19 protein-coding genes are annotated in these 23531 nt (G+C 73.0%); 13 read left to right on the forward strand and 6 right to left on the reverse strand.

Annotated elements, in window-relative coordinates:
• Nucleotides 1-96: 96 nt before the first annotated feature.
• Together KSK32_RS14450 and KSK32_RS14455 are read right to left on the reverse strand one after the other, a co-directional pair.
• Complete coding sequence (locus tag KSK32_RS14450) at nt 97-303, reverse strand: hypothetical protein (protein WP_216931689.1); 207 nt, start codon at nt 301-303, stop codon at nt 97-99.
• A 256-nt stretch (nt 304-559) separates the two neighbouring features.
• Nucleotides 560-3040: a DEAD/DEAH box helicase gene (locus KSK32_RS14455; RefSeq protein ID WP_216931690.1), complete on the reverse strand. Its 2481-nt coding sequence runs from the start codon at nt 3038-3040 to the stop codon at nt 560-562.
• A 134-nt stretch (nt 3041-3174) separates the two neighbouring features.
• On the opposite strand from KSK32_RS14455, the gene KSK32_RS14460 reads away from it, so the two are divergent.
• From KSK32_RS14460 to topA, 6 genes are all read left to right on the forward strand, one after another.
• Nucleotides 3175-3525, forward strand: coding sequence for an STAS domain-containing protein (locus KSK32_RS14460; protein ID WP_013283649.1), 351 nt, complete (start codon nt 3175-3177; stop codon nt 3523-3525).
• Nucleotides 3525-3962, forward strand: coding sequence for an ATP-binding protein (locus tag KSK32_RS14465; protein WP_216931691.1), 438 nt, complete (start codon nt 3525-3527; stop codon nt 3960-3962). The genes KSK32_RS14460 and KSK32_RS14465 overlap by 1 nt, the downstream gene beginning before the upstream one ends.
• Before the next feature lie 295 nt (nt 3963-4257).
• Nucleotides 4258-6609, forward strand: coding sequence for a sodium-translocating pyrophosphatase (locus tag KSK32_RS14470; protein ID WP_216931692.1), 2352 nt, complete (start codon nt 4258-4260; stop codon nt 6607-6609).
• 101 nt (nt 6610-6710) lie between these two features.
• Nucleotides 6711-7253, forward strand: coding sequence for a hypothetical protein (locus KSK32_RS14475; RefSeq protein ID WP_216931693.1), 543 nt, complete (start codon nt 6711-6713; stop codon nt 7251-7253).
• Nucleotides 7244-7852: a hypothetical protein gene (locus KSK32_RS14480; protein ID WP_216931694.1), complete on the forward strand. Its 609-nt coding sequence runs from the start codon at nt 7244-7246 to the stop codon at nt 7850-7852. The genes KSK32_RS14475 and KSK32_RS14480 overlap by 10 nt, the downstream gene beginning before the upstream one ends.
• A gap of 268 nt (nt 7853-8120) precedes the next feature.
• The gene (topA, locus tag KSK32_RS14485; protein ID WP_216931695.1) at nt 8121-10922 is read left to right on the forward strand and encodes a type I DNA topoisomerase; all 2802 of its coding nucleotides are present in this window, start codon (nt 8121-8123) and stop codon (nt 10920-10922) included.
• Between the two features lie 46 nt (nt 10923-10968).
• On the opposite strand, the gene KSK32_RS14490 is transcribed toward topA, so the two are convergent.
• Together KSK32_RS14490 and KSK32_RS14495 are read right to left on the reverse strand one after the other, a co-directional pair.
• A complete protein-coding gene (locus KSK32_RS14490) occupies nt 10969-11889 on the reverse strand; it encodes a DUF559 domain-containing protein (RefSeq protein ID WP_216931696.1) in 921 nt (306 codons plus the stop codon).
• Between the two features lie 111 nt (nt 11890-12000).
• Entirely contained in the window at nt 12001-13317 is a 1317-nt protein-coding gene (locus KSK32_RS14495; protein ID WP_216931697.1) for a D-arabinono-1,4-lactone oxidase, read from the reverse strand.
• A 219-nt stretch (nt 13318-13536) separates the two neighbouring features.
• Here KSK32_RS14495 and KSK32_RS14500 point away from each other — a divergent pair, with 219 nt between their 5' ends.
• Nucleotides 13537-14112, forward strand: a complete 576-nt coding sequence (locus tag KSK32_RS14500) for a TetR family transcriptional regulator (protein WP_114919313.1) — start codon at nt 13537-13539, stop codon at nt 14110-14112.
• A 63-nt stretch (nt 14113-14175) separates the two neighbouring features.
• Here the strand turns inward: KSK32_RS14500 and KSK32_RS14505 are convergent, their stop codons facing one another.
• Nucleotides 14176-15384 (reverse strand): amino acid deaminase/aldolase, encoded by a 1209-nt coding sequence (locus KSK32_RS14505; protein ID WP_216931698.1) that lies wholly within the window; start codon nt 15382-15384, stop codon nt 14176-14178.
• A 217-nt stretch (nt 15385-15601) separates the two neighbouring features.
• Between KSK32_RS14505 and tmk the strand changes: the two genes are divergently transcribed.
• The 6 genes from tmk (at nt 15602) to KSK32_RS14535 (ending at nt 21558) form a co-directional block, all read left to right on the forward strand.
• Nucleotides 15602-17758, forward strand: coding sequence for a dTMP kinase (gene tmk / locus KSK32_RS14510; protein WP_289256600.1), 2157 nt, complete (start codon nt 15602-15604; stop codon nt 17756-17758).
• Entirely contained in the window at nt 17755-19023 is a 1269-nt protein-coding gene (locus tag KSK32_RS14515; protein ID WP_216931699.1) for a DNA polymerase III subunit delta', read from the forward strand. Before tmk ends, KSK32_RS14515 begins: the two co-directional genes overlap by 4 nt.
• Nucleotides 19024-19150: 127 nt before the next feature.
• Nucleotides 19151-19480, forward strand: coding sequence for a YbaB/EbfC family nucleoid-associated protein (locus KSK32_RS14520; RefSeq protein WP_013473591.1), 330 nt, complete (start codon nt 19151-19153; stop codon nt 19478-19480).
• Between the two features lies 1 nt (nt 19481).
• Nucleotides 19482-19787 (forward strand): hypothetical protein, encoded by a 306-nt coding sequence (locus KSK32_RS14525; protein WP_018788783.1) that lies wholly within the window; start codon nt 19482-19484, stop codon nt 19785-19787.
• Entirely contained in the window at nt 19787-20455 is a 669-nt protein-coding gene (locus KSK32_RS14530) for a hypothetical protein (protein ID WP_216931700.1), read from the forward strand. The genes KSK32_RS14525 and KSK32_RS14530 overlap by 1 nt, the downstream gene beginning before the upstream one ends.
• Nucleotides 20456-20715: 260 nt before the next feature.
• On the forward strand, nt 20716-21558 hold the full coding sequence (locus KSK32_RS14535; RefSeq protein WP_216931701.1) for a regulatory iron-sulfur-containing complex subunit RicT: 843 nt from the start codon (nt 20716-20718) through the stop codon (nt 21556-21558).
• A gap of 130 nt (nt 21559-21688) precedes the next feature.
• Here the strand turns inward: KSK32_RS14535 and KSK32_RS14540 are convergent, their stop codons facing one another.
• Complete coding sequence (locus tag KSK32_RS14540; protein WP_216931702.1) at nt 21689-23419, reverse strand: metallophosphoesterase; 1731 nt, start codon at nt 23417-23419, stop codon at nt 21689-21691.
• Between the last annotated feature and the right edge of the window lie 112 nt (nt 23420-23531).

Below are 23531 nucleotides of genomic sequence, written 5' to 3' on the forward strand. Positions count from 1 at the left end.
CGCCGGAGTCTTGCACAGCAGGCCCGCCACCGCTCACCCGATCACACCCGGATGCCACGTCACCGGCCCACCGGGTGAGGCGCCAGGTCAGCGAGGTCATCGGCCGCCGTCGACGGTGGCCTTCATCGCCCAGCTGGTCAGCACCTGGTGGATACCGCGCAGACGCTCGTTGATCTGTTCCAGCCGTTCCGCCTGGGCGAGCGTGGCGATCGCGGTGCCCAGTGCTATCTGCTGGTCGGCGGTGAGGTTTTCCTGGTCGATGGTGTAGAGCAGCTCGACGGTCTCGGCGATCGTGTCGGCCACGGCGGCACCTCCGGCGGGACGGGTCTCGGGTCACCTGTGCGCTACCGGAAATGATGCATGGAAGCGCTCCCATACATCAATGCCCCGACCGCCCCGCACTCATGCACCCGTCCCACCAACCAGACACCTGGGCGCCCGCGGAGCCGCATGGTCCAGCTTGATCGACACCAGTTCGGGGAAGTGGCGGGGTCGAGCACCTGTCGATACCGCAACCTCCCCGAGGTGGCGGCGGGCAGCCCCGACCGGCCCGGTGCGGTCAGGCGGGTGGGGCACCGGCCGCCTGAGCTGGGCGGGCCGCCCGGTCGTCCTGCCGGGGCAACACCTCGCCGCGCTCCGGGCCACCCGAGTCCGGGCCGGCAGCGCCCGCCTCCGGGCCGGCGCCCGCCTCCGGGCCGGCCACGGCCGCCTCGCCGCTGGCCGTGGCGAGGTTGGTCAGCACCACGTCGAGGACCGTCACGGCCTCCGGCTTGGCCAGCGGGTTGTTGCCGTTTCCGCACTTCGGGGACTGGACGCAGGACGGGCACCCGGTCTCGCACCCGCATTCGGCGACGGCGTCCCGGGTTGCGCGCAACCAGGCGGCGGCGGTGCCGTACGCCCGCTCGGCGAAACCCGCGCCGCCGGGGTGACCGTCGTAGACGAAGACGGTAGGCGCCTCGGTGTCCGGGTGCAGCGCGGTGGAGAGCCCGCCGATGTCCCACCTGTCGCAGGTCGCCATCAGCGGCAGCAGGCCGATGGCGGCGTGCTCTGCGGCGTGCAGCGCGCCCGGCACGTCCGCCGCCTCGACACCGGCGGCGGTGAGCGACTCGGGGGAGAGCGTGAACCACACCGCGACGGTGCGCAGCTCCCGCGCCGGCAGGTCCAGCGGGCGGGTGTCGATCACCTCGCCGGTGGCGATGCGCCGCCGCTGGTACGACACCACCTGGCTGGTCACGTCCACCTCGCCGAGGAACAGCCCGACCGGCCCGGCGTCCACGTACGAGCGGACCGAGACCACGGACAGTGAGGTGACGTCGCGGGCGTGGGTGGACCAGTCCGGCTCCTCGGCGTGCACGAGCGCGCACCCGTCGGCCAGGTCGAGCGAGTCGACCACGTACGAGACGCCCTGGTGCAGGTAGACCGCGCCGGTGTGCAGCAGGAAGTGCGCCGACCCGCCGTCGACGGTGCCGAGCAGCCGGCCGGTGGACTCCTCCACCACGCACAACGGGGGGCCGCCCTCGCCGCGCAGGTCGACCTCGGGGCGTTCCCGGTGCCGCCAGTACCAGCCGGTGGGTCGCTGCCGCAGCGCGCCCGCCTCGACCAGCGAGTCCACCGCCTCCTTCGCGCCCTCCCCGAACAGGTCCAGGTCGGCCGGGGTGAGCGGGGACTCGTGGGCGGCGCAGGCGAGCTGCGGCGCGAGCACGTACGGGTTGGCCGGGTCGAGCACCGTCGCCTCGACCGGCCGCCCGAACAGCGCCTCCGGGTGGTGCACCAGGTAGGTGTCGAGCGGGTCGTCCCGGGCCACCAGCACGGCTAGGGCCTCGTCGCCGGAGCGCCCGGCCCGCCCGGCCTGCTGCCACAGCGACGCGCGGGTGCCGGGCCAGCCGCAGATCAGCACCGCGTCCAGCCCGACCAGGTCGACGCCGAGTTCGAGCGCGTTGGTGGAGGCGAGCCCGAGCAGGTCGCCGTGCAGCAGCGCCCGTTCCAGTTCGCGGCGTTCCTCGCGCAGGTAGCCGGCCCGGTAGGCGGCCACCCGATCGCCCAGACCGGGGACCGCCTCGTCCAGCGAGCGCCGGGCGTTCGCGGCGACCACCTCGGCGCCGCGGCGGGACCGCACGAAGGCGAGCGTGCGTACCCCCTCGACCACGCTGTCGGCGAGCAGGTCGGCGGTCTCGCGCAACGCCGAGCGCCGGACCTGGACGAGGTCGGCGTCGGGAGCCGAGCCGGTGGGCGGCAGTAGCGGCGGCTCCCAGAGCGCGAACGTCACCCCGCCGCGCGGCGAGGTGTCCTCGGTGACGGCGGTGACGCGCAGGCCGGTGAGCCGCCCGGCCGCCGTCGCCGGGTCACCCGACGTGGCCGAGGCCAGGAGAAACACCGGGGTACGCCCGAAGCGGGCGCACTGCCGGCGCAGCCGCCGCAGCACGTGCGCGACGTGGGAGCCGAAGACGCCCCGGTAGGTGTGGCACTCGTCGACCACCACGTACGCGAGGCGGCGCAGGAACCCGGACCAGTGCGCGTGGCCGGGCAGGATGCCGTGGTGCAGCATGTCCGGGTTGGTCAGCACGAACCGGGAGTGCCGGCGGATCCACTCCCGTTCGGCGCGCGGCGTGTCCCCGTCGTAGGTGGCGGGGCGTACCCCGTCGAGTTCGAGACCGGCGACGGCGCGGAGCTGGTCGGCGGCGAGCGCCTTGGTCGGCGCCAGGTAGAGCGCCGTGGCGCGCGGGTCGGCGAGCAGCGCGCTCAGCGCGGGAAGCTGGTACGCCAGCGACTTGCCGGACGCCGTCCCGGTGGCGACCACGACGTGCCGCCCCGCGTACGCCAGCTCGGCGGCCTCGGCCTGGTGCCGCCACGGGGCGACGACGCCGCGCCGCGCGAACGCCGCCCGCAGTTCCTCCGGCGCCCAGCCGGGCCACCCGACCGGCTCACCGGCGCGGGCCGGGACGCGCTCGACGTGGGTGACCGGGTCGGTGGGGTGACGCAGCCGCAGCCGGCGCAGCAGCTCGCCCGGCGCACGCCGTGGGCCGGGGCTGTGGTCGGTCACGTCCTGCACTCTCGCACTGGTGTTCGGAATTGGAAACCGCAGGGTGGGGGTAAGGGAACAGCTCCGGCGGTGACCCGAGGGGGCCGCACGGGGGGATGGTTAGATGCCCAGGAGAGTTTACCGAGGAGGGGCCGATGGAGCTGTCGCTGGCGACCCGCGCCGTGGGGGAGCACACGGTGCTCGAGGTCGGCGGTGAGGTGGATGTCTACACCGCCCCCCGCCTGCGGGAACGGCTCCTGGAGTTGATCGACGGCGGGGCCCGCCACGTGGTGGTCGACCTCGGCCGGGTGGACTTCCTCGACTCGACCGGTCTGGGTGTGCTCGTCGGCGCGCTCAAGCGGCTGCGCTCGGCCGGTGGTTCCTTCGCGCTCGTCTGCGACAAGGAGCCGCTGCTCAAGATCTTCCGGATCACCGCCCTGGACCAGGTCTTCCCGCTGCATCCGACGGTCGACGCGGCCATCGCCGCCGACTCCACCGGCGCGTGATGGCCACCGTCAAGCTGTCCTTCTCTCCGGCCCCGGTGCACGTGCGCACCGCCCGCCTGGTCGGCGTCGCGGTGGCCCGGCGGGCCGGCGTACGCGAGGACCTGCTGGACGAGGTGCGCCTGGCCATCGGTGAGGCGTGCACCAGGGCGGTCGCGCTGCACCGGCAGTACGGCCTGGCCGAACCGGTGTATGTGGAGATGTCCGACGGCGGCGGCTACACGGTCCGGGTGGTGGACCGGGCCCCGATCGAGGCTGGTCTCGGCCTGGCCGCGCTGGGCCCGGACGAGCTGGCCAAGGAGTCGCTCAGCGAGGACGCGCTCACCACCGGGGTGGGCTTCGCGCTGCTCGCCGGTTTCGTGGAGGATCTCCAGGTCCGCCCGGTCGACGACGGCGTCGGCACCGAGGTGCGGATGTCCTGGCCGGCCGGCCGCGCCTGACCCGACCCGCACACGCAGGCCGCGTTCCCTCGGGGGGAGCGCGGCCTCGTCGTATCGGCCGCGCCATATATCAGATTTTTTCGCCTAACACAGTTACGAAGATCATCGAGACACGGTGCCCCCTGCCTGTGACCTCCGCCACGCCGGAGGGCTACAGTACCCGGGTTGTCAGCAAGTGATCGCTGCCCGCGGCCAGCGGGAACGGGTGGATGGCGCGCGCTGGCGAGTTCGCATCCAGGCGTCGGCCCGTGCGTCTCCACGAGCCGGCGCGAGTGTTCGGTACAGGAGGACATAGATGTCCGGGACCTTGGCCGCCGACGGCGGCGCACTGTCCCTTACCGGAGCCAACGTGACGTACGTCGTCATCGCCGCGGTCATCGCGCTGGTGGCGCTCGTCTTCGCGGCCGCCCTCACCAGGGCGGTCCTGGCGGCCGGTAAGGGAACCACGAACATGCAGGAGATCTCCGGCGCGGTGCAGGAGGGCGCGTCGGCGTACCTGCTGCGGCAATTCCGCACGCTGGCGATCTTCGTGGTGATCGCCGTCGTGTTGCTGTTCCTGCTGCCGGTGCACGACACCGACGGCAACGAGACCCTGGTGAAGGTCGGCCGCTCGGCGTTCTTCGTGGTGGGCGCGCTGTTCAGCGCGTTCATCGGCGGCGCCGGCATGTGGCTGGCCACCCGCGCCAACCTGCGGGTGGCGGCGGCCGCGCGGGAGCGTGAAGGCGGGCGCGAGGGCGCCATGAAGATCGCCTTCCGCACCGGCGGCGTGGTCGGCTTCCTCACCGTCGGCCTCGGCCTGTTCGGTGCGGCGCTGGTCGTGCTGATCTTCCGGGGTGACGCCCCGACCGTGCTGGAGGGCTTCGGTTTCGGTGCCGCGCTGCTCGCCATGTTCATGCGGGTCGGCGGCGGCATCTTCACCAAGGCCGCCGACGTCGGCGCCGACCTGGTCGGCAAGGTCGAGCAGGGCATCCCGGAGGACGACCCGCGCAACGCCGCCACCATCGCCGACAACGTGGGCGACAACGTCGGCGACTGCGCCGGCATGGCCGCCGACCTGTTCGAGTCGTACGCGGTCACGCTCGTCGCGGCACTGATCCTCGGCCGGGCCGCGTTCGGCGAGACCGGCCTGGTCTTCCCGCTGATCATCTCCACCATCGGCGTGCTGGTCGCGATCGTCGGCGTCTTCATCACCCGCCTGCGCGCCAGCGACCGCAACGGCCTGACCGCCATCAACCGGGCCTTCTACCTGTCCGCGCTGATCGCCGCGGTGCTCGTCGCGATCGCCGCGTTCGCGTACCTGCCGGCCACGTTCGCCGAGCTGGAGGGCGGGCTGACCGACGTCGACCGCAACCCGCGGCTGGTGGCCATCGGCGCGGTGGTGATCGGTATCGTGCTGGCCGCCGCGATCCAGGCGCTCACCGGCTACTTCACCGAGACCAACCGGCGCCCGGTGCAGGACATCGGCAAGAGCTCGCAGACCGGCGCGGCCACCGTCATCCTCGCCGGCATCAGCGTCGGCCTGGAGTCGGCCGTCTACTCGGCGCTGCTGATCGGCGCCGGCGTCTTCGGCGCGTTCCTGCTCGGCGGCAGCTCGCTCACGCTGTCGCTGTTCGCCGTCGCCCTGGCCGGCACCGGCCTGCTCACCACGGTCGGCGTCATCGTCGCGATGGACACGTTCGGCCCGATCTCCGACAACGCGCAGGGCGTGGCGGAGATGTCCGGCGACATCGACGAGCACGGCGCGCGGACGCTCACCGAGCTGGACGCCGTCGGCAACACCACCAAGGCGATCACCAAGGGCATCGCGATCGCCACGGCGGTGCTGGCCGCGACCGCGCTGTTCGGCTCGTACACCGACACGCTCAAGACGGCGTACGCGGACGCGACGGGGACTCAGGACACCACCGCGCTGATCGACGAGCTGCTGAACGTCGCCAACCCGCGCAACCTGGTCGGCCTGATCATCGGTGCGGCCGTGGTCTTCCTCTTCTCCGGCCTGGCCATCAACGCGGTCTCCCGCTCGGCCGGTGCCGTGGTGATGGAGGTGCGCCGCCAGTTCCGCGAGCTGCCCGGCATCATGGACCGCACCCAGCGGCCCGAGTACGGCAAGGTCGTGGACATCTGCACCCGGGACGCGCAGCGCGAGCTGATGACCCCCGGTCTGCTGGCCATCCTGGCCCCGATCGCGGTCGGCTTCGGCCTCGGCGCGGGCGCGCTCGCCGCGTACCTGGCCGGCGCGATCGGCGCGGGCACGCTGATGGCGGTGTTCCTGGCCAACTCCGGTGGCGCCTGGGACAACGGCAAGAAGCTGGTCGAGGACGGTGCGCACGGCGGTAAGGGTTCCGACGCGCACGCCGCCACCGTCATCGGCGACACCGTCGGAGACCCGTTCAAGGACACCGCCGGCCCGGCGATCAACCCGCTGCTCAAGGTGATGAACCTGGTGTCGCTGCTGATCGCACCGGCCGTCGTCGCCTGGAGCGTGGGCGACGACAAGAACAACCCGCTGCGTATCACGATCGCCGTGGTCGCCGCGCTGGTCATCGCGGGCGCCGTGGTGTTCAGCAAGCGCAAGGGTGTGGCGATGACCGACGAGGACAGCGGGGCCGGCAGCCCGGGCCAGCGTCCGGAGACGGTGAACGCCTGATCGCACGCGACGGTTCCCGGCCGGCCCCGGCCGGCCGGGAACCCCGGGCCCGGCAAACCTGACCGGTGGCGGTTCCGCCCGGAGGTCGTACGCTGCTTCGCATGCGTACGCGCCGGGCGGCAACCGCCGGAAAGCTCACGGTGGTCCTGGCCACGCTGATCCTCGTCGTCAGCGGATGCGGTGGCGGTCCCGCCCCCCGGGTCTGGGCCGCGTCGGTGTGCCAGGCGCTCACCCCGTGGCGCGCGGAGATCTCCAAGCTGACCAGCAGCACGCAGCAGCAGATGACCGCGCAGACCACACCGGCGCAGGCGAAGGAGAACCTGGTCCGGCTCTTCGCCGGCGCCGAACAGGCCAGCGAGACGGCCCGGCGCAAGGTCGAGGAGGCAGGCGTGCCCGAGGCCGAGCGCGGCGCCGAGGTGTCCGCCGGGTTCCTGGGGTCGCTGAGCAAGATGCGCGACGCGTACGGCCGGGCCCGGGACACCGTCGACCGGCTCGACACCGCCCAGGCCGGTCCGTTCTACGACGGCGTGCGCGCCGCCGTGGACACGCTCAACAAGGAGTACGACGCGAGCGCGCTGGACACCAGCAAGCTCAACTCGACCGAGCTGAAAGAGGCCTTCGACGAGGTCCCGGAGTGTCGCTGACCCCTCCCACCCCGAAACCGGCCCGCCAGCCCTCGCTGTTCTCCACCGAGGCGGCCGACCCCACGCTGGCGGACCTCGCCGGCCTGCTCGCCGGGCCGGGTGAGGTGGGGCGGATGGGCGGCACGGCCCGGATCTCCGTGGTGGTCGACGCCGCCTGGCGGGTGCACGTGCTGGTGGCCGAGCTGGGCGCCCGGGGTGTGCCGGCGAGCTGGGAGCCGACCGAGGACGGGCGGCACCGGGTGCGCACCGCGTACACGAGCATGCTGGCGCCGCTCGCGCGGGCCTGGCTGCGGGGCGCGGTGAAGCGGCCACCGGCCCGCTTCCACCTGGACGGGCGGCGGCTGCGGCTCTGGGCGGCGGCCGCCGGCACGGCCGAGCCGGCCGGGTTCCGGCTGCGGCTCGGCCCGGCCGACGAGCAGTCCTGGCCGGTGGTCCGCGCCGCGCTGGCGGCGGTGGGCCTGCCGGCCGCGTTCGTCGAGCCGGACGAAGGCGGCCCCGCGTTCCGGATCGGCGGGCGGCGGATGTCGCGGCTCGCGGAGCTGGTGGGGGAACGGCCGGCGAGGGCCCCGGTGGCGGACTGGCCGGGGTCGCCGGCCTGACCGCCGCTGTCCGAAGCCGGACACCCGGGAAGGGCCCCGCCGGGGGTACGCGATCGTCACAGTGACCCGCCTGTCGCCCTACCCACGGTGTACCGTGACGCCGTCCGGCAGGGTGCGGCCGGCGATCGCCGGGAGGGCGGCCCGTTTGCCGCCCACGAAACCCGGAACGCGGACGGCGCGTTACGTTGGACATCCGGACCGCCTGTGGTCCGGGTGGCGCAGCACGGCCCGAAGCGGGCATGGCGTAGGAGTGAGGTCGGGGAGAGACGTGCCGAGCAACGCTGGAACCACCCGTCTGGTCATCGTCGAGTCACCGGCGAAGGCCAAGACGATCTCGGGCTACCTCGGCCCGGGGTACGTCGTGGAGGCCAGCTTCGGCCACGTCCGGGACCTGCCCCGCAACGCCGCCGACGTCCCGGCGAAGTACAAGGGTGAGCCGTGGGCGCGACTCGGCGTCGACGTCGACAACGGCTTCCACGCGCTCTACGTGGTCTCGCCCGACCGTAAGCAGCAGATCAGCAAGCTGGTGAAGCTGGCCAAGGAAGTCGACGAGATCTTCCTGGCGACGGATGAGGACCGCGAGGGCGAGGCCATCGCCTGGCACCTCGTGGAGACGCTCAAGCCCAAGGTGCCGGTCAAGCGGATGGTCTTCCACGAGATCACCAAGCCGGCCATCCAGGCCGCGGTGGCGAACCCCCGGGAGATCGACCGCGACCTGGTCGACGCCCAGGAGGCGCGGCGCATCCTCGACCGCCTCTACGGCTACGAGGTCTCGCCGGTGCTGTGGAAGAAGGTCATGCCGAAGCTGTCGGCGGGCCGGGTGCAGTCCGTGGCGACGCGGATCGTGGTCGAGCGGGAACGCCAGCGGATGGCGTTCCGCACCGCCGAGTACTGGGACATCCTGGCCACGCTCGCGGTGGCGAAGCCGGGCGAGGGTCCGCGGACGTTCAACGCCACGCTCGTCGCGCTGGGCGGAGACCGGATCGCCACCGGCAAGGACTTCGAGCCGACCACCGGCCGGGTGCGGCCCGGCGCGGGCGTGGTGCACCTCGACGAGGGTGGCGCCCGGGGCCTGGCCGCCCGCCTGGCCGACCAGCCGTTCACCGTCACCCGGGTCGAGGAGAAGCCTTACCGGCGCCGCCCGTACGCGCCGTTCATCACCTCCACGCTCCAGCAGGAGGCGGCCCGCAAGCTGCGGTTCTCGTCGCAGCAGACGATGCGCACCGCGCAGCGCCTGTACGAGAACGGCTACATCACCTACATGCGTACCGACTCGGTGAACCTGTCCGAGACGGCCATCGCGGCGGCCCGTCGGCAGATCGTCGAGCTGTACGGCGAGCGCAGCGTGCCGCCGGAGCCGCGCCGCTACACCGGCAAGGTGAAGAACGCGCAGGAGGCACACGAGGCGATCCGCCCCGCGGGCGACAACTTCCGCACCCCGGGTGAGGTGGCCAAGGAGTTGTCCGCCGAGGAGTTCAAGCTCTACGAGCTGATCTGGCGGCGCACCATCGCCTCGCAGATGACCGACGCGGTCGGCTCCAGCGTGTCGGTGCGCATCCGTGCCGTCTCCTCCGCCCAGGAGGAGGCCGACTTCGGCGCGACCGGCAAGACCATCACCGACCCGGGCTTCCTGCGCGCGTACGTCGAGTCCAGCGACGACGAGAACGCCGAGGCGGAGGACGCCGAGCGGCGGCTGCCGACGCTGGTCAAGGACCAGCCGCTGACCGCCGACGAGCTGGCCGCGCAGGGCCACCACACCCAGCCGCCCGCCCGCTACACGGAGGCGTCGCTGGTCAAGGCCCTCGAAGAACTGGGCATCGGCCGGCCCTCCACGTACGCGTCGATCATGCAGACGATCCAGGACCGCGGATACGTGGTGAAGCGCGGCCAGGCCATGATTCCGTCGTTCCTGGCGTTCGCGGTGATCGGGCTGATGGAGCGGCACTACCCGCGCCTGATCGACTACGACTTCACCGCCAGCATGGAGAACGAGCTGGACGAGATCGCCGGTGGCGACCACGCCGCCGTCGACTTCCTCACCTCCTTCTACTTCGGCAGCACCAACGGCGCCGGCGACCAGGCCATCGCGCACGCCGGTGGACTGAAGAAGCTGGTCACCGAGAACCTCAGCGAGATCGACGCGCGCAGCGTCAACTCCATCCCGCTGTTCACCGACGACGAGGGCCGCGAGGTCGTCGTCCGGGTCGGCCGGTACGGGCCGTACCTGCAGCGCGAACTGCCGGGCGGCGAGCAGCCCACGCCCTCCGGTGAGGGCGAGGAGAGCGGCTCGCAGGGTGACCGGGCGCCGATCCCGGAGGGGCTGGCGCCGGACGAGCTGACCCCGGAGAAGGTGCACGAGCTGTTCCTCGGCGGCAGCGGTGAGCGCAAGCTCGGCGACGACCCGTCCACCGGCGAGCCGATCCTGCTCAAGTCCGGCCGGTTCGGCCCGTACGTGGCCAGCGGCGAGCGCAAGTCGTCGCTGCTGCGCTCGCAGTCGCCGGACAGCCTCACCCTGGAACAGGCGTTGCAGCTGCTGCGCCTACCCCGGCTGATCGGCGTGGCCCCGGACGGCGCCGAGGTGTTCGCCAACAACGGCCGCTACGGCCCGTACGTCAAGCGCGGTGACGAGTTCCGCTCGCTGGACTCGGAAGACAAGATGTTCACCGTCACGCTGGACGAGGCGCTGGCGTTGCTGGCCGCCCCGAAGACGCGCCAGCGGCGGGCCGCCGCGCCGCCGCTGCGGGAGATGGGTAACGACCCGCTCACCGAGAAACCGCTGGTGATCAAGGACGGGCGCTTCGGGCCGTACGTGACCGACGGCGAGTTCAACGCGTCGCTGCGGCGCGGGCAGACACCGGAGGAGCTGACGCTGGAGCAGGCGTCGGAGATGCTGGCCGAGAAGCGCGCGAAGGGCCCGGCGCCGAAGAAGAAGGCGGCGAAGAAGGCCGCCCCGGCGAAGAAGACGACGGCGGCCAAGAAGACAACGGCGGCCAAGAAGACGACGGCGGCCAAGAAGGCCCCCGCGAAGAAGGCCGCCCCCAAGAAGGCGACCTCCACCCCGAACGAGTGATCTTGGTGCGGGAACGCCCCTGGAGGGGCGGGCTCGTACCAAGATCTCAGCCGGGCCAGCCTGCGGCTCGGAGGGCGGCACGCAACTGCGCGATGACTCGGGTGGGATTGTTACGGACGGCCCAGGCGGGGAAGCGGAGCACCCGGTCACCGGTGGCCCAGACGTCGTTCTGCCGCTGCATGTCCGCCCAGGTGGTCCTCGGATCGAGGTGCTGCCCACCGTCGATCTCGACGTGCACCCGCCACCGCTCGAACCAGACGTCCAGGTAACGCCGCCGACCGGTGGCATCTCGGCGGACGACCTGGCGGGACGGTTCGGGTAGCCCGGCCCGCCGGACGAGGTCGAGGAAATCGAGTTCGGCGAGGGAGTGGGCGCCGCCCGCCGCGTCGGTGGCGGTCGCCAGGATCAGGCGACGGCGACGCGCCCGGGGGAGCCGTTCCAGCACCCGGTGCAGGTCGTCGCCCCAGACCAGGCGTTGCTGGAAGCCTGCCGCGACCACAGCCCGTGCCTCCTCGTCGGTCGCCGCCCACTGTGCCGCATCGACGAGCGAGCGGGCCGGCATGGTCCGGCGGGGCTTGCCGACGTCCAGCACGTCCTCCGGCGGCAGTGCGGTGGTGCGATGGATCCGCACGCCCGGTGGCGGGGTTCTCGCCTGATGCCGAGCCGGCAGCAGCAGATGCACCAGCCGGCTCTCGTAACGCCGTAGCCCCCATCTCTGGGCTGGGGTGAGTCCACCCAGCGTCGCTGCCGGTCCCGCCGCGAGCACAGCCACCCAGCGCCACTCTTTCGGACCCACCGGGCCGTTGTGGGTGACATAGACGCGCCGGTGCACCTGCCGCCAGCGCCCGCTGTACAGCCGGTGCCGGATCGCCTTCTCGGACAGGAACCGTCGAGCCTGCGTCGCTTCGAGCACCCGTTCCTGATGGAACAGCAACCAGCTCAACTCGTCCGCGTCATCCCCCGGCATCTCCACACATGAATCTCAACCGCTGTCCCGTCGTCCCTGCTGTCCCTGTGGACAGCCGCCGAGATCTTGGTACGGAAGCGCCCCTTGGCGGGCGGGTTCGTACCAAGATCCTCAGCTGCCCAGGATCTGCGCCAGATAAGGGTTCTGGAACACACGGGACGGGTCCAGGCGGGCGCGGACGGACTGGAAGTCGGCGAACTTCGGGTAGGCCGTCGCGAGGGACTCCGCATTGCGCCAGTGCAGCTTGCCCCAGTGCGGGCGGCCGCCCAACTCCGTCGCCACCTCCTCGAAAGCGCGGAAGTACGGCTCGTACGGCATGCCCACGTACTGGTGCACGGCGACGTACGCCGAGTCCCGCCCGTACGAGTGGGACAGCCAGATGTCGTCGGCGGCGGTGAACCGCACCTCGACCGGGAACAGCACCTTGAACGGCAGCCGGTCCACGATCCGGCGCAGCTCGGCCAGCGCGGTCGGCAGCGCCTCGCGCGGCAGGCCGTACTCCATCTCCACGAAGCGGACCCGGCGCGGCGTGCAGAACACCCGGTCGGAGCGGCCCGTGTAGGTGCGTTCGGTGAGCGCGCGGGCGGAGACGGCGCTGATCGTGGGGGCGAGGGCGGGTACGGCGCGGCCGAGGCGGCAGGCGCCGGCGAAGACGGTGTTGGACAGGAACTCGTCGTCCAGCCAGCCGCGCCATCCGGGCAGCGGCCGGTCGTCGGCGGGTACCCGGTCGTTGGTCTTGACCTGCACCCGGTCGGTGTAGGGGAACCAGTAGAACTCGGCGTGGTCGTGCGCGTCGTACAGGCCGGGCAGGTCGTCGAGCACCTCGGCGAGCGCGGCCGGGCGTTCGTGCGCGCGCAGCACGAAGGCGTCCACGCAGCGCAGCGTGACCTCGACCAGCACGCCCACCGCGCCGAGCCCGACCCGGGCGGCGTCGAACACGTCGCGGTTCTCCTCGGCCGAGCAGCGCAGCACCTCGCCGGTGCCGGTGACCAGCGTCAGCCCGGCCACGAAGGTGGACAGGCAGCCCAGTTTCGCCCCGGTGCCGTGGGTGCCGGTGGAGAGCGCACCGGCGATCGTCTGGGCGTCGATGTCGCCCAGGTTCGGCATCGCGAGCCCGTGCTGCGCGAGCAGATCGTTGATCGTGTGCAACGTCATCCCGGCCGGTACGGTGACCAGGCGGCGCGCCACGTCGATCGTGACGTCCGTCTCCAGCGCGGCGAGGTCGATGCGGTGCCCGTCGGCGACGGCGGTGGCGGTGAAGGAGTGACCGCTGCCGGTGGCCCGGACGGTCCGGCCCGCCGCGGCGGCCTGACTGACCGCCTCGACGACGTCGGAGACGCTGTGCGGGCGCACGGTGAGGAGCGCGGCACTGTGCTGGTTGCCGGCCCAGTTGGACCAGGTGGCGGTGGTACCGGTCATCGCGGCCACTCCTCGACATGAATATGAACTGAATTCATATCAGGAACGTTGTGCCTGGTAAATACCGCAATCGAGCCCGGCTCGTTGTACCGGTAGTCACAGACTCGTGACGTGCAGATATGTTCATCCGTCGAAGGGGGGTGGCGCCGAGTGTCCACACCAGCCGCCACGACCGGGCCGCTGCGTCGGGTACCGGTGCAGGGTCGAAGTGTCGCGCGGGTCCAGCGGATGCTGGACGCCTGCGCCGAGCTCGTCGACGAGGTGGGGTACGAAGGTCTGACCACGACCCTGCTCGCCGAGCGCGCCGAGGTGGCGATCGGGTCGGTCTACCAGTTCTTTCCGGACAAGCGGGCCATCGTGCAGGCGCTGACCCTGCGCACCATGGAGTCCTACCTCCAGCGGCTCGACGAGCGGTTCTCCTCGGACGACCTGACCCACTGGTGGGACGGGGTCGACGCGGCGATCGACGAGTACATCTCGATGCACCGCACCGTTCCCGGCTTCCGTACCCTGCACTTCGGCGACGTGGTCGACCTGCACCTGCTGGACGACCAGCGGGACAACAACGGGGTCATCGCCGAGCAGCTCGCCCGCGTACTCACCGAGCGTTTCGGCCTGGCCGGGGTGCCCGACCTGCGATTCCACCTGGAGGTCGCGGTGGAGGCCGCGGACGCCCTGATCAAGCTGGCCTTCCGCCGCCGCACCGACGGCGACGAGCGGGTGCTGGTCGAGGCCAAGGCGCTCATCCGGGAGTACCTGCACCGGCAGGTGAACGCCCCCACGGAGGTCGTCCACCAGGGCTGAGCGGCACGCCGAGCGGCGGGTTCCCGGGTGCGCCGGGGCCCGCCGTCGTCACGTCGCGGCACGTCAGAGGAAGGCGTGCCCCTCGCCCCGGTAGGTCGGCACGGTGGCGACCACCGCGTCCCCCTCGACCAGGTGCACCTCGTTGACGTGCTCGCACAGCTCACCCGCCTTGGCGTGGCGGAACCACACCCGGTCGCCGACGCGCAGGGTGTCCGCGGCCGTCCCGGCCAGCGGGGTCTGCACCTCGCCGGCGCCCTCCGCGCCGAGCAGCTTCAGCCCGTCCGGCAGCCAGGGCCGCGGCAGCCGGCTGTCCGCCGCCTGACCGGAGGCGATCCAGCCGCCGCCGAGCACCGTCGCCAGCCCCGGTGCCGGACGGCGGACCACCGCGCAGGCGAAGAACGCCGCCGGGTTCGGCCGCCAGGCACGGTACGCGTCGAACAGCGTCGGCCCGTACAGGCCGGAGCCCGCGGTGACCTCGGTGACGGCGGGGTCCGCGCTGGTGGCGGCCACGCTGCCGGTGCCGCCGCCGTTGACGAACTCCAGGTCGGCGTGCTCACGGACCGCGCTGACCGCGGCCGAGCGGCGGGCCAGCAGTTCCCGGTACGACCCGCGCTGCGCCACCCGGATCGCCGAGCCGAGCACCGCCTGTCCGGGCGGCGCGTCGCCGAGGCCGGCGATCTGTGCCTCGTACGACATCAGGCCGACCAGCCGGAAGCCCGGCCGCCCGGCGACGGCGGCGGCGAGCGCGCCGGCCGCCGTGGCGCTGTGCACCGGGGAGCGGCGCACGCCGACGTGCACCCGGCCGCCCAGCGGGCGCCAGGAGGCGTCCAGGTCGAGGCAGATCCGCAGCGCGGGCCGGCGCGCGGGCGGGCACACCCGGTCGATCAGGTCGAGCTGCGCGGTGTCGTCGACCATCAGCGTCACCGCGTCGGCGAGCGCCGGGTCGGCGGCCAGGTCGGCGAGGCCGCCCCGGTGGGCCGTCGGGTACGCCACGAGCACGTCGTCGCTCACCCCGGAGCGGACCAGCCACAGCGCCTCGGGCAGCGTGAAGGCCATCACGCCGTGCCATCCCTGACGCGTGAGCGCCCGGGTCAGCAGCTCGCGGACGCGTACCGACTTGCTTGCCACGCGCAGCGGCTTGCCGCCGGACCGGCCGGCGAGTGCCTCGGCGTTGGCGTCGAACGCGGTGAGGTCGACCACGGCGTACGGCGGGTCGAGGTGAGCGGTCGCCCGGTCGAGACGCTCGCGAAGTTTGTCACGGTCGATGGCCACGTCTGCACGCTAACTGTCTGGACGACAATGCGAAATACCCTCGCGTCTGTCCGGGCTGCGGGCGGTGGTCCCGGCGGCCTAGGCTCGGCGAGCAGGTGAATGTCGCGGGGGGCGACCCCTCCCGCGCGACTAGAGTGTTCCACCGGGGATGCCCAGACCTGGGCCGGCACGTGGAGGTACGGCCATCGAAAGCCAGAACAACGGCGAGTCGCCCGGCGTGTCGTCACCCGGGACAGCCGCCGACCACTCCGGTGCCGCCGCCATCCGGTCGGTGCTGCGCATCCGGCCGTTCCGCAGGCTGTGGATCGTGCTCAGCGCCGCCTCCTTCGGCGACTGGCTCGGCCTGCTCGCCACCGCGCTGTTCGCCGCCTCCCAGGTCTCCGGCAGCACCGCCCAGGGCGCCGCGTTCGGCGGTGTGACAGCGATCCGGCTGCTCCCGGCACTGGTGCTCGGCCCGGTGGCGGGTGTGTTCGCCGACCGGTTCGACCGCCGGTGGACCATGGTCATCTGCGACCTGCTGCGCTTCGTGCTGTTCGCCTCGATCCCGCTGTATGCGCTCACCGGCGCCGCGGGCGGGTTGGTGGTCGGCTGGGCGCTGATCGCCACGTTCCTGATCGAGTCGATCACGTTGATGTGGATCCCGGCCAAGGAGGCGGCGGTCCCGAATCTCATCCCGCGCACCCGGCTGGAGGCGGCGAACCAGCTCACGCTGATCACCACGTACGGCCTGACGCCGGTGGCCGCGGCCGTCGCCCTGGCCGTGCTGACCCGCGGCCTGCCCGGCGCGTTCGGCGGCGACCTGCCGAACTGGGCCGAGCCGGCCCAGCTCGCGCTCTGGTTCAACGCCTTCTCCCGCCTGGCCACCGCGCTCGTGGTGGCGATCGGGATCAAGGAGATCAGCCACGCCCAGCGCGCCGAGGCGGAGCGTACGGAGCAGAGCATGTTCCGGCAGTTCTCCGAGGGCTGGAAATACATCGGCCAGACCCCGCTCGTCCGCGGCCTGGTGCTGGGCATCTTCGGCGCGTTCGCCGGCGGCGGCATCGTGGTCGGCACGGGCAAGTTCTTCGCCAACTCGCTCGGCGCCGGCGACGCCGCGTTCTCGCTGCTCTTCGGCGCGATCTTCGTCGGCCTGGCGCTCGGCATCGGGCTCGGGCCGATGATCGTGCGGGACATGTCCCGCCGCCGCTGGTTCGGCATGAGCATCGTGCTCGCCAGCGCCTCCGTGCTGGTGCTCGCGTTCGCCATCCACCTGTCCATGGCGATCCTCGGCGCGATCCTGGTCGGCGCCGGGGCCGGCATGGCGTTCCTGGCCGGCACCACGCTGCTCGGCGGCGAGGTGGCCGACGAGGTGCGCGGCCGGGTCTTCGCGGTGGTGCAGATCGGCACCCGGCTGGTGCTGATCCTGGCGATCGCGCTCAGCAGCCTCCTGGTCGGCGTCGGCGGCTCCCGCCAGCTCACCATCGCCGACCTGGGCATCTCCATCTCCTCCACCCGCCTGCTGCTGCTCGCCGCCGGCGCGGCCGGCATCATCGCCGGAATCAGCGCGTTCGGCCAGATGGACGACAAGAAGGGCGTACCGGTCCTCGCCGACCTGTGGGGCTCGATCCGGGGCCGCCCGCTGATGCCGGCCGAGCCGTTCGTCTCCAGCGGCCTGTTCGTGGTCTTCGAGGGCGGCGAGGGTGCGGGCAAGTCGACCCAGCTCGCCGAGCTGGCCGAGCGGCTGCGCGCGCAGGGCCGCGACGTGGTGGTCACCCGCGAGCCGGGCGCCACGCCGGTCGGCGAGCGGATCCGCTCCCTGGTGCTCGGCACCGCGCCCGGCGAGGCGCCGTCACCGCGCGCCGAGGCGCTGCTCTACGCCGCCGATCGGGCGCACCACGTGGCCACAGTCGTCCGCCCGGCGCTCGTGGGCGGCGCGGTGGTGATCAGCGACCGGTACGTCGACTCGTCGCTCGCCTACCAGGGCGCCGGCCGGACGCTGCCGGTGGACGAGGTCTCCTGGCTCTCCTCCTGGGCCACCGGCGGCCTCAAGCCCGACCTGGTGGTGCTGCTCGACGTCGAGCCGCGTACCGGCCTGAGTCGGGTCCGGGACCGCAACGAGGGCACCGACCGGCTGGAGGCCGAGTCGCTGACGTTCCACGAGCGGGTCCGGTACGCCTTCCTCGACCTCGCCGCCGGCGACCCGAAGCGATACCTGGTGCTCGACGCGTCCCGCCCGGTCGACGAGACCGCCGACGCGGTCGCCCGCCGGGTGAGCGAACTGCTGGCCGATCCGGCCGGCATCGTGCACCCGCGTCCGGCGCAGGGCCCGGACACCTCGGTCCAGCCCGAGTTATCCGACGCGGAGCTGGTGACGATGGAGCAAACCCGACGATGACCGGTGTCTTCGGCGACCTGGTCGGGCAGGACGAGGCGGTGGCCGCGCTGCGGCGGGCCGCCGCCTCGGCCGCCGCCCTGCTGCGCGCGCCGGTGACGGCCCCCGCGGGCGGGGACGACGACCTCGACGCGCTCGCCGAGGAGCACGACGGCGACCCGGGGCCGGCACCGGCCGATCCGGGCGCCGGGATGACCCACGCCTGGATCTTCACCGGGCCGCCCGGATCGGGCCGCTCGGTGGCCGCCCGCGCGTTCGCCGCGGCCCTGGAGTGCGTGCACGGCACCGGGTGCGGCAGCTGCCCCGGCTGCCACACCACACTCACCGGCACCCATGCGGACGTCCGCCTCGTGGTGCCCGAGGGCCTGTCCATCGGCGTCAACGAGATGCGCGCCCTCGTGCTGCGGGCGGCGAGCGCGCCCTCCGGCGGCCGGTGGCAGATCGTGATCATCGAGGACGCCGACCGGCTCACCGAGGCCGCCGGCAACGCGCTGCTCAAGGCGATCGAGGAGCCGCCGCCGCGTACCGTCTTCCTGCTCTGCGCCCCGTCCACCCACCCGGACGACATCTCCGTGACCATCCGGTCGCGCTGCCGGGTCGTACCGCTGCGGCAGCCGCCGCCGGCCGCGGTGGCCGAGGTGCTGGTCCGGCGCGACGGCATCGCGCCGGACGTGGCCGAGTGGGCCGCCGCAGCGGCCCAGGGGCACGTGGGTCGGGCCCGGCGGCTGGCCCGCGACCCGGAGGCCCGGCAGCGGCGGGACGCGGTGCTGGCCGTACCGCGCCGGCTGACCGGCGTGGGCGCGGCGTTCGACGCGGCCTCGGCGCTGATCGAGGCCGCCGAGGCGGAGGCCGCCGCCTCCGTCGCGGAGATCGACGAGGCGGAGCGTACGGCGTTGCAGACCGCGCTCGGCGCGGGCGGCACCGGCCGGGGCGCAGCCGGCGCGATGCGCGGCGCGGCTGGTCAGCTCAAGGACCTGGAGAAGCGGCAGAAGTCGCGGGCCACCCGCGCCCAGCGGGACGCGCTGGACCGGGCCCTGGTCGACCTGGCCGGGTTCTACCGGGACGCGCTCATCATGGCGTTGCGGGCGCCTGTCGCCCCGGTGCACACCGACACGGCATCGCTCGCCGGCGCGGGCGCGCAGAAGTGGGACGCCGAGGGTTCGCTGCGCCGCCTGGAGGCGGTGCTGGAGTGCCGCGCGGCGATCGAGGCCAACGTCAAGCCGCGGATCGCGGTGGAGGCGATGATGCTGGCCCTCTGGCGCGGCTGAGCCGGGCCCTTCCGCACTGTCCACAGGGCATCGACACGCGCGATTGGCGTGCGGTACGGTCCGGTGATGCCGCGGTGACCGAGGCGGCACGCTCAGTGAAGGCCGACCGGCCGGGAGGAGTCCGCCGATGCCGCGGGGCGAGATCGACGAGGCCTGGATCGAGGAGGCGGTGCGGCGCTACCGCCGGATCGAGAACCTGCAGGCCGAGTTCGACCAGGCGGTCGCGACGGTCGAGGTCACCGTCCGCTCACCCGACGGGCTCGTCGAGGTGGTCGTGACCGCCGGCGGGCGGATCACCGACGTGCGCTTCCTCGGCCCGCTGCACCACCGAAGCCCGCGCGACGTGGCCGGTTCGGTGCAGGCCGCGGTCACTGCCGCCGCCGACGCGGCGCAGTGGGCCCGGGAGAAGCTGCACAACGAGACGTTCGCGGCCTACCGGCCGCTGGCGGGGGCCTGACATGGAGACGCTGCGTGCCCTGGCCGCCCGCCTCGACGAGGCCGGCGCGACCCTCGCCACCCTCTCCCGCACGGTGACCGCCACCGACCCGCCGCACCCCGCGTTCGGGGCGCACGCCACCGGCCGCCCCGGTGAGGTGGGCCGCGCGCTGCACCGCCAGTGGACCCTCGCGACCGCCGACCGGGCGCGCGAGGCGCAGGCCGCCGCCGTCCGGCTGGCCGCCGCCGCGGCGGCGCTGCGCAGCGCCGCCGACCGCTACGCCGCCGCCGACGACGCGGTCGCCCGGCGGCTGGCCCGGGAGGCCTGATGGACGCCCTCGACCGCCTCGCCGAGCCGGGGCTCGACCTGCTCGCCCGCGTCGACACGCTGCTGGCCGCCGGTGCGCCCGACGGGCACCGGCTCTGGCCGCTGCTGCGCCGCATGCAGGTGCTTCCCGGCGCGGCCGTGCGCGAGTTCCTCGACCTGCATCCCGCGCCGCTGACCGGCGCCGGCCACGCCGTGCGCCGGCTCGTCCGGGGGTACGACGACACGTCCGCCCTGCTGGCCGACCAGATCGCCTGGTCCGGGGCTGCCGCGTCGGCGTACGACGAGGCACGTGCCGCCCTGCTGCGGCACCTCGACGAGGGGCCGGAGAGCCTGGTCGGGCGGCTGGAGTCGACGGCGGGCTATGCCGACGCGCTGGCCGGCTGGGTGGAGGGCAGCCGGGCCGCGCTGGCCCGCGCGCTCGCCGAGGTGCTGGGCTCGGCCGAGGCGGTCGCGGTGCACGCGGCGACGAGGCCGGGCGGCGAGGCCGGACGGGCCGGGGCGTCGGCCGCGGCCGAGATCGCCACGAGGATCCTGGGTGTGCTCGGGGCGGCGTACGACGGCGCCGAGACGCTGCTGCGCCAGTGGGGGCCGAGCCTGGCCGAGGCGCCGTGGCGGGACCGCGCCGCCATTGCCCCGCGCTACGGCGGTACCACCCGGATCGGCTACTGACGGTCCACGGCGTCGCGCGCCGATCCGGCCGTGGCCGGGTGACGGCGGCGACGCCGTGGCCTTCCCCTGCACCCCCCGCAGGTATGCCTTCACTCAACGCGTCCGGGCGGTGTTTGTCAGGGGCCCCACGGAGATTCAGCCGTCCGGGCGAGGCGATGGGGCCGGTTCGGCCGGGCCGGCGACGATGATCGCTGCGGTGGGTGACCGGGTGGCGACAGGTGCGCCGTGCGGTGGGCGTCGATCCGCGTAGGGTGGGACGTATGGGCATGCTCTGCGCGGTCAGCTTCAACCGGTACGGGCGCCTCTACTACCTCGATCCGGGCGAACTGCGCCCGCAGGTGGGCGACCGGGTGCTGGTGCCCACCGACGAAGGGCCCGAGGTGGCCGAGTGCGTCTGGGCCGCGCAGTGGGTCAGCGAGGACACCGACGGCTTCCCGAAGCTGGCCGGGATCGCCGCTGACGACGACTTGCGCCGCGACGAGATGCTGCGCCGGCGCAAGGCCGAGGCGAAGGTGGCCGCCAAGCGGCTGATCCGCGAACACGGTTTGCCGATGAAGGTGGTCGCCGTCGACCACGTCCTGGCCACGCCGGAGAACGGCAGCGACCGCACCACGATCTACTTCACCGCGCCGCATCGCGTCGACTTCCGCTCGCTCGTCCGCGACCTGGGCGCGACGCTGCACTGCCGGGTGGAGCTGCGGCAGCTCTCCGCCCGGGACTCCGCCCGGGTGCAGGGCGGCATCGGTCCCTGCGGGCGTGACCTGTGCTGCGCCACGTTCCTGACCGACTTCGAGCCGGTGACCATCCGGATGGCGAAGGACCAGGACCTGCCGCTCAACCCGCTGCGCATCTCCGGTGCGTGCGGGCGGCTGATGTGCTGCCTGAAGTACGAGCACCCGCTGTACCAGAAGTTCCAGGAGTCGGCCCCGGCAGTCGGCAGCCGGGTGTCCACGCCGCAGGGCGAGGGCAAGGTAGTCGGCCACAGCGTCCCGCGCGACGCGGTCACGGTCCGCCTGGACGCCGACGGCTCCCGCTCGATGTGCTCCCGGGCGTCGGTCTGCGGCCCGAGGCAGGCCCACGACCAGCACTACCCCCAGCCCTGAAGGCGCTCGCCCTTCCCTCTCCCTCGCCTTCCCCGTTGACCATGAAGTTGGCGGTCGAAATGGTGATCGACTCCGCCGTCAACTTCATGATCGACGGGGTGGGGTCGGGGTGTGTGCCGGGTGGTGGAGGTCAGCGGATGACGATCGGGGGTTCGGCCAGGCGGGGGGTCAGCGGGGCCTTCGGGGTCAGCCAGGATGCGGTGGGGGAGCCGTCGGGGTTGAGCTGCCAGTCGTGGGACACCTTGTCGACGGCGATCGGGTAGATCGTCAGCGTGCCGTCCGGGTCGATCCGGAACCGCAGGAACGCCTTCGAGTCCTCGATGCCCTGCCCCGCGAACAACTCGTTCAGGTTCACCCCGAACGCGCCCGCCACCAGCAGATAGAGCGCCACGAGCTGGCTGGCGACCAACCCGCTCACCGGGCCGTAGAGCACCACCGCGGCGACCGCCGGCAGCGGCCACGGCCAGTCGTAGAACGGCAACTGCAACCAGACCCACGTGCCCCCGGCCGCGAGCGCCACCTGGGCCAGACCGTGCGCCACCCCGAGGATCCAGTGCCGGGCGTGGCGTTTCCCGCCCGCCGTGGGCGGCTTGGCGAAGAACACCGCCGCCATCATCGCCACCACCAGCATGATCGCCAGCGGCACGCTGAACAGCCGCTGCTCGGTGGTGCCCTCCTGCTGCACCGCCACCCCGGCCATCGCCAGCATCAGCAACGTGTGCAGGGTGCCGAGCAGCGTGGTGAAGCCCGGGTTGCGGAACGGCAGCCGGGCGAAGATCCCCCAGCCGTACCGGCGGGAGCGCGCCTTGTCCGGGTAGCGCGCGGCCAGGTCGTACTCCCGGGTGTTGCTGGCCCGCCGGGTCAGCGTGTCACGCGGCGGCACCTCCAGCCTCTCCGGAAGCCGGTGCGTGGGGTACAGGTAGGCGCCGCCACCGCCGCAGGTGATGAGCTGCCGGTCCGGCCCGGCGTAACGGGCGTAGTGGTGCAGGTCGCCGGAGACCAGCACCCGTACCTGCGCCCCGGTCGGTGCGACAAGGGTACGGATGAAGTAGTCGATCGAGTCGTACGCGTTGGGATGGTCGACGGCCTTGACCCACGTCGGCGCCGGTACCGCCAGGATCACCTTGGACTCCGGGGTGAGCTTGCGGGCCACCTCGTCGAAGTAGGTGAGCTGCGGGTCGTCCAGGTACGACCCGGACTGGTCGTCGAGGCCGAGCAGCCACCAGCCGGCCGGCAGTTCGACCGCGAAGTACGAGCGGGACTGGCCGGTGCCCCAGCCGCCGAAGTGCCGGTCCCGGGTCCGCACGAACAGGCGCAGGAACGCGGTCAGCCCGTCGTACCAGTCGTGGTTGCCGGGCACCGCGAACAGTGTCGGCTTCTCCGGCGGGGCGACCGGCAGCGCCGCCTGGTACGGGCCCTTGCACCGGTCCTCGTACGCCTCGTAGCCCGCCGCCGGGTAGACCTGGTCACCGCCCATCACCAGCGTCTGCGCACGGGGGAGGCGATGCCCGTCCACTGTCAGCTCCGGCTGGGCGAGCAGGTACGCCACCGAGTACGTGGCGTCGAAGCCGTCACCCAGGTCGGCCACGTAGTCGAGCCAGAGTCCGCCGTCCGGCCCGACCTGCCGGAACGTGCCGTCGCCGAACGCGTTCTGCAACTCGCGCTTGTCCAGGTACGCCCCGAACAGCATGGCCAGCAACGTACGCAGGCCGGTGCTGATCAGCAGCAGCGGCGCGAGCCAGGGCACCGGCCGGCGCGGGGTGAAACCCAGCTCCCGGGGATCGATGCTGCGGGGGCGGCGGGTGGCCCGCTCGCCGGGATGCGCCTCGGGAGCCGGTGGTCGCGGCGGTTCGTCGGTCACCCGCCGCAGGGTAGTCCGGACGGCGCGCGAAGTCTCTCCCGTGGCGGGGCGGATGTGGTCCGGTGTCCGGGTTCGGGGGCGGGGGGATCCGGTTCGGCTTCCGGAGGGGCGT

It is taken from the genome of Micromonospora sp. WMMB482 (genome assembly GCF_019038635.1).
In the GTDB taxonomy this organism is placed as follows: domain Bacteria; phylum Actinomycetota; class Actinomycetes; order Mycobacteriales; family Micromonosporaceae; genus Micromonospora; species Micromonospora marina.

What these genes read in the sequence shown, in the direction of transcription:
- KSK32_RS14465 (WP_216931691.1), top strand. Translation starts at nt 3,525, where the DNA reads ATGGCCACCGTCAAGCTGTCCTTCTCTCCGGCCCCGGTGCACGTGCGC.
- KSK32_RS14530 (WP_216931700.1), top strand. Translation starts at nt 19,787, where the DNA reads ATGGACGCCCTCGACCGCCTCGCCGAGCCGGGGCTCGACCTGCTCGCC.
- KSK32_RS14490 (WP_216931696.1), bottom strand. Translation starts at nt 11,889, where the DNA reads ATGCCGGGGGATGACGCGGACGAGTTGAGCTGGTTGCTGTTCCATCAG.
- KSK32_RS14520 (WP_013473591.1), top strand. Translation starts at nt 19,151, where the DNA reads ATGCCGCGGGGCGAGATCGACGAGGCCTGGATCGAGGAGGCGGTGCGG.
- KSK32_RS14500 (WP_114919313.1), top strand. Translation starts at nt 13,537, where the DNA reads ATGCTGGACGCCTGCGCCGAGCTCGTCGACGAGGTGGGGTACGAAGGT.
- KSK32_RS14525 (WP_018788783.1), top strand. Translation starts at nt 19,482, where the DNA reads ATGGAGACGCTGCGTGCCCTGGCCGCCCGCCTCGACGAGGCCGGCGCG.
- KSK32_RS14460 (WP_013283649.1), top strand. Translation starts at nt 3,175, where the DNA reads ATGGAGCTGTCGCTGGCGACCCGCGCCGTGGGGGAGCACACGGTGCTC.
- KSK32_RS14470 (WP_216931692.1), top strand. Translation starts at nt 4,258, where the DNA reads ATGTCCGGGACCTTGGCCGCCGACGGCGGCGCACTGTCCCTTACCGGA.
- KSK32_RS14535 (WP_216931701.1), top strand. Translation starts at nt 20,716, where the DNA reads ATGGGCATGCTCTGCGCGGTCAGCTTCAACCGGTACGGGCGCCTCTAC.
- KSK32_RS14475 (WP_216931693.1), top strand. Translation starts at nt 6,711, where the DNA reads ATGCGTACGCGCCGGGCGGCAACCGCCGGAAAGCTCACGGTGGTCCTG.
- KSK32_RS14515 (WP_216931699.1), top strand. Translation starts at nt 17,755, where the DNA reads ATGACCGGTGTCTTCGGCGACCTGGTCGGGCAGGACGAGGCGGTGGCC.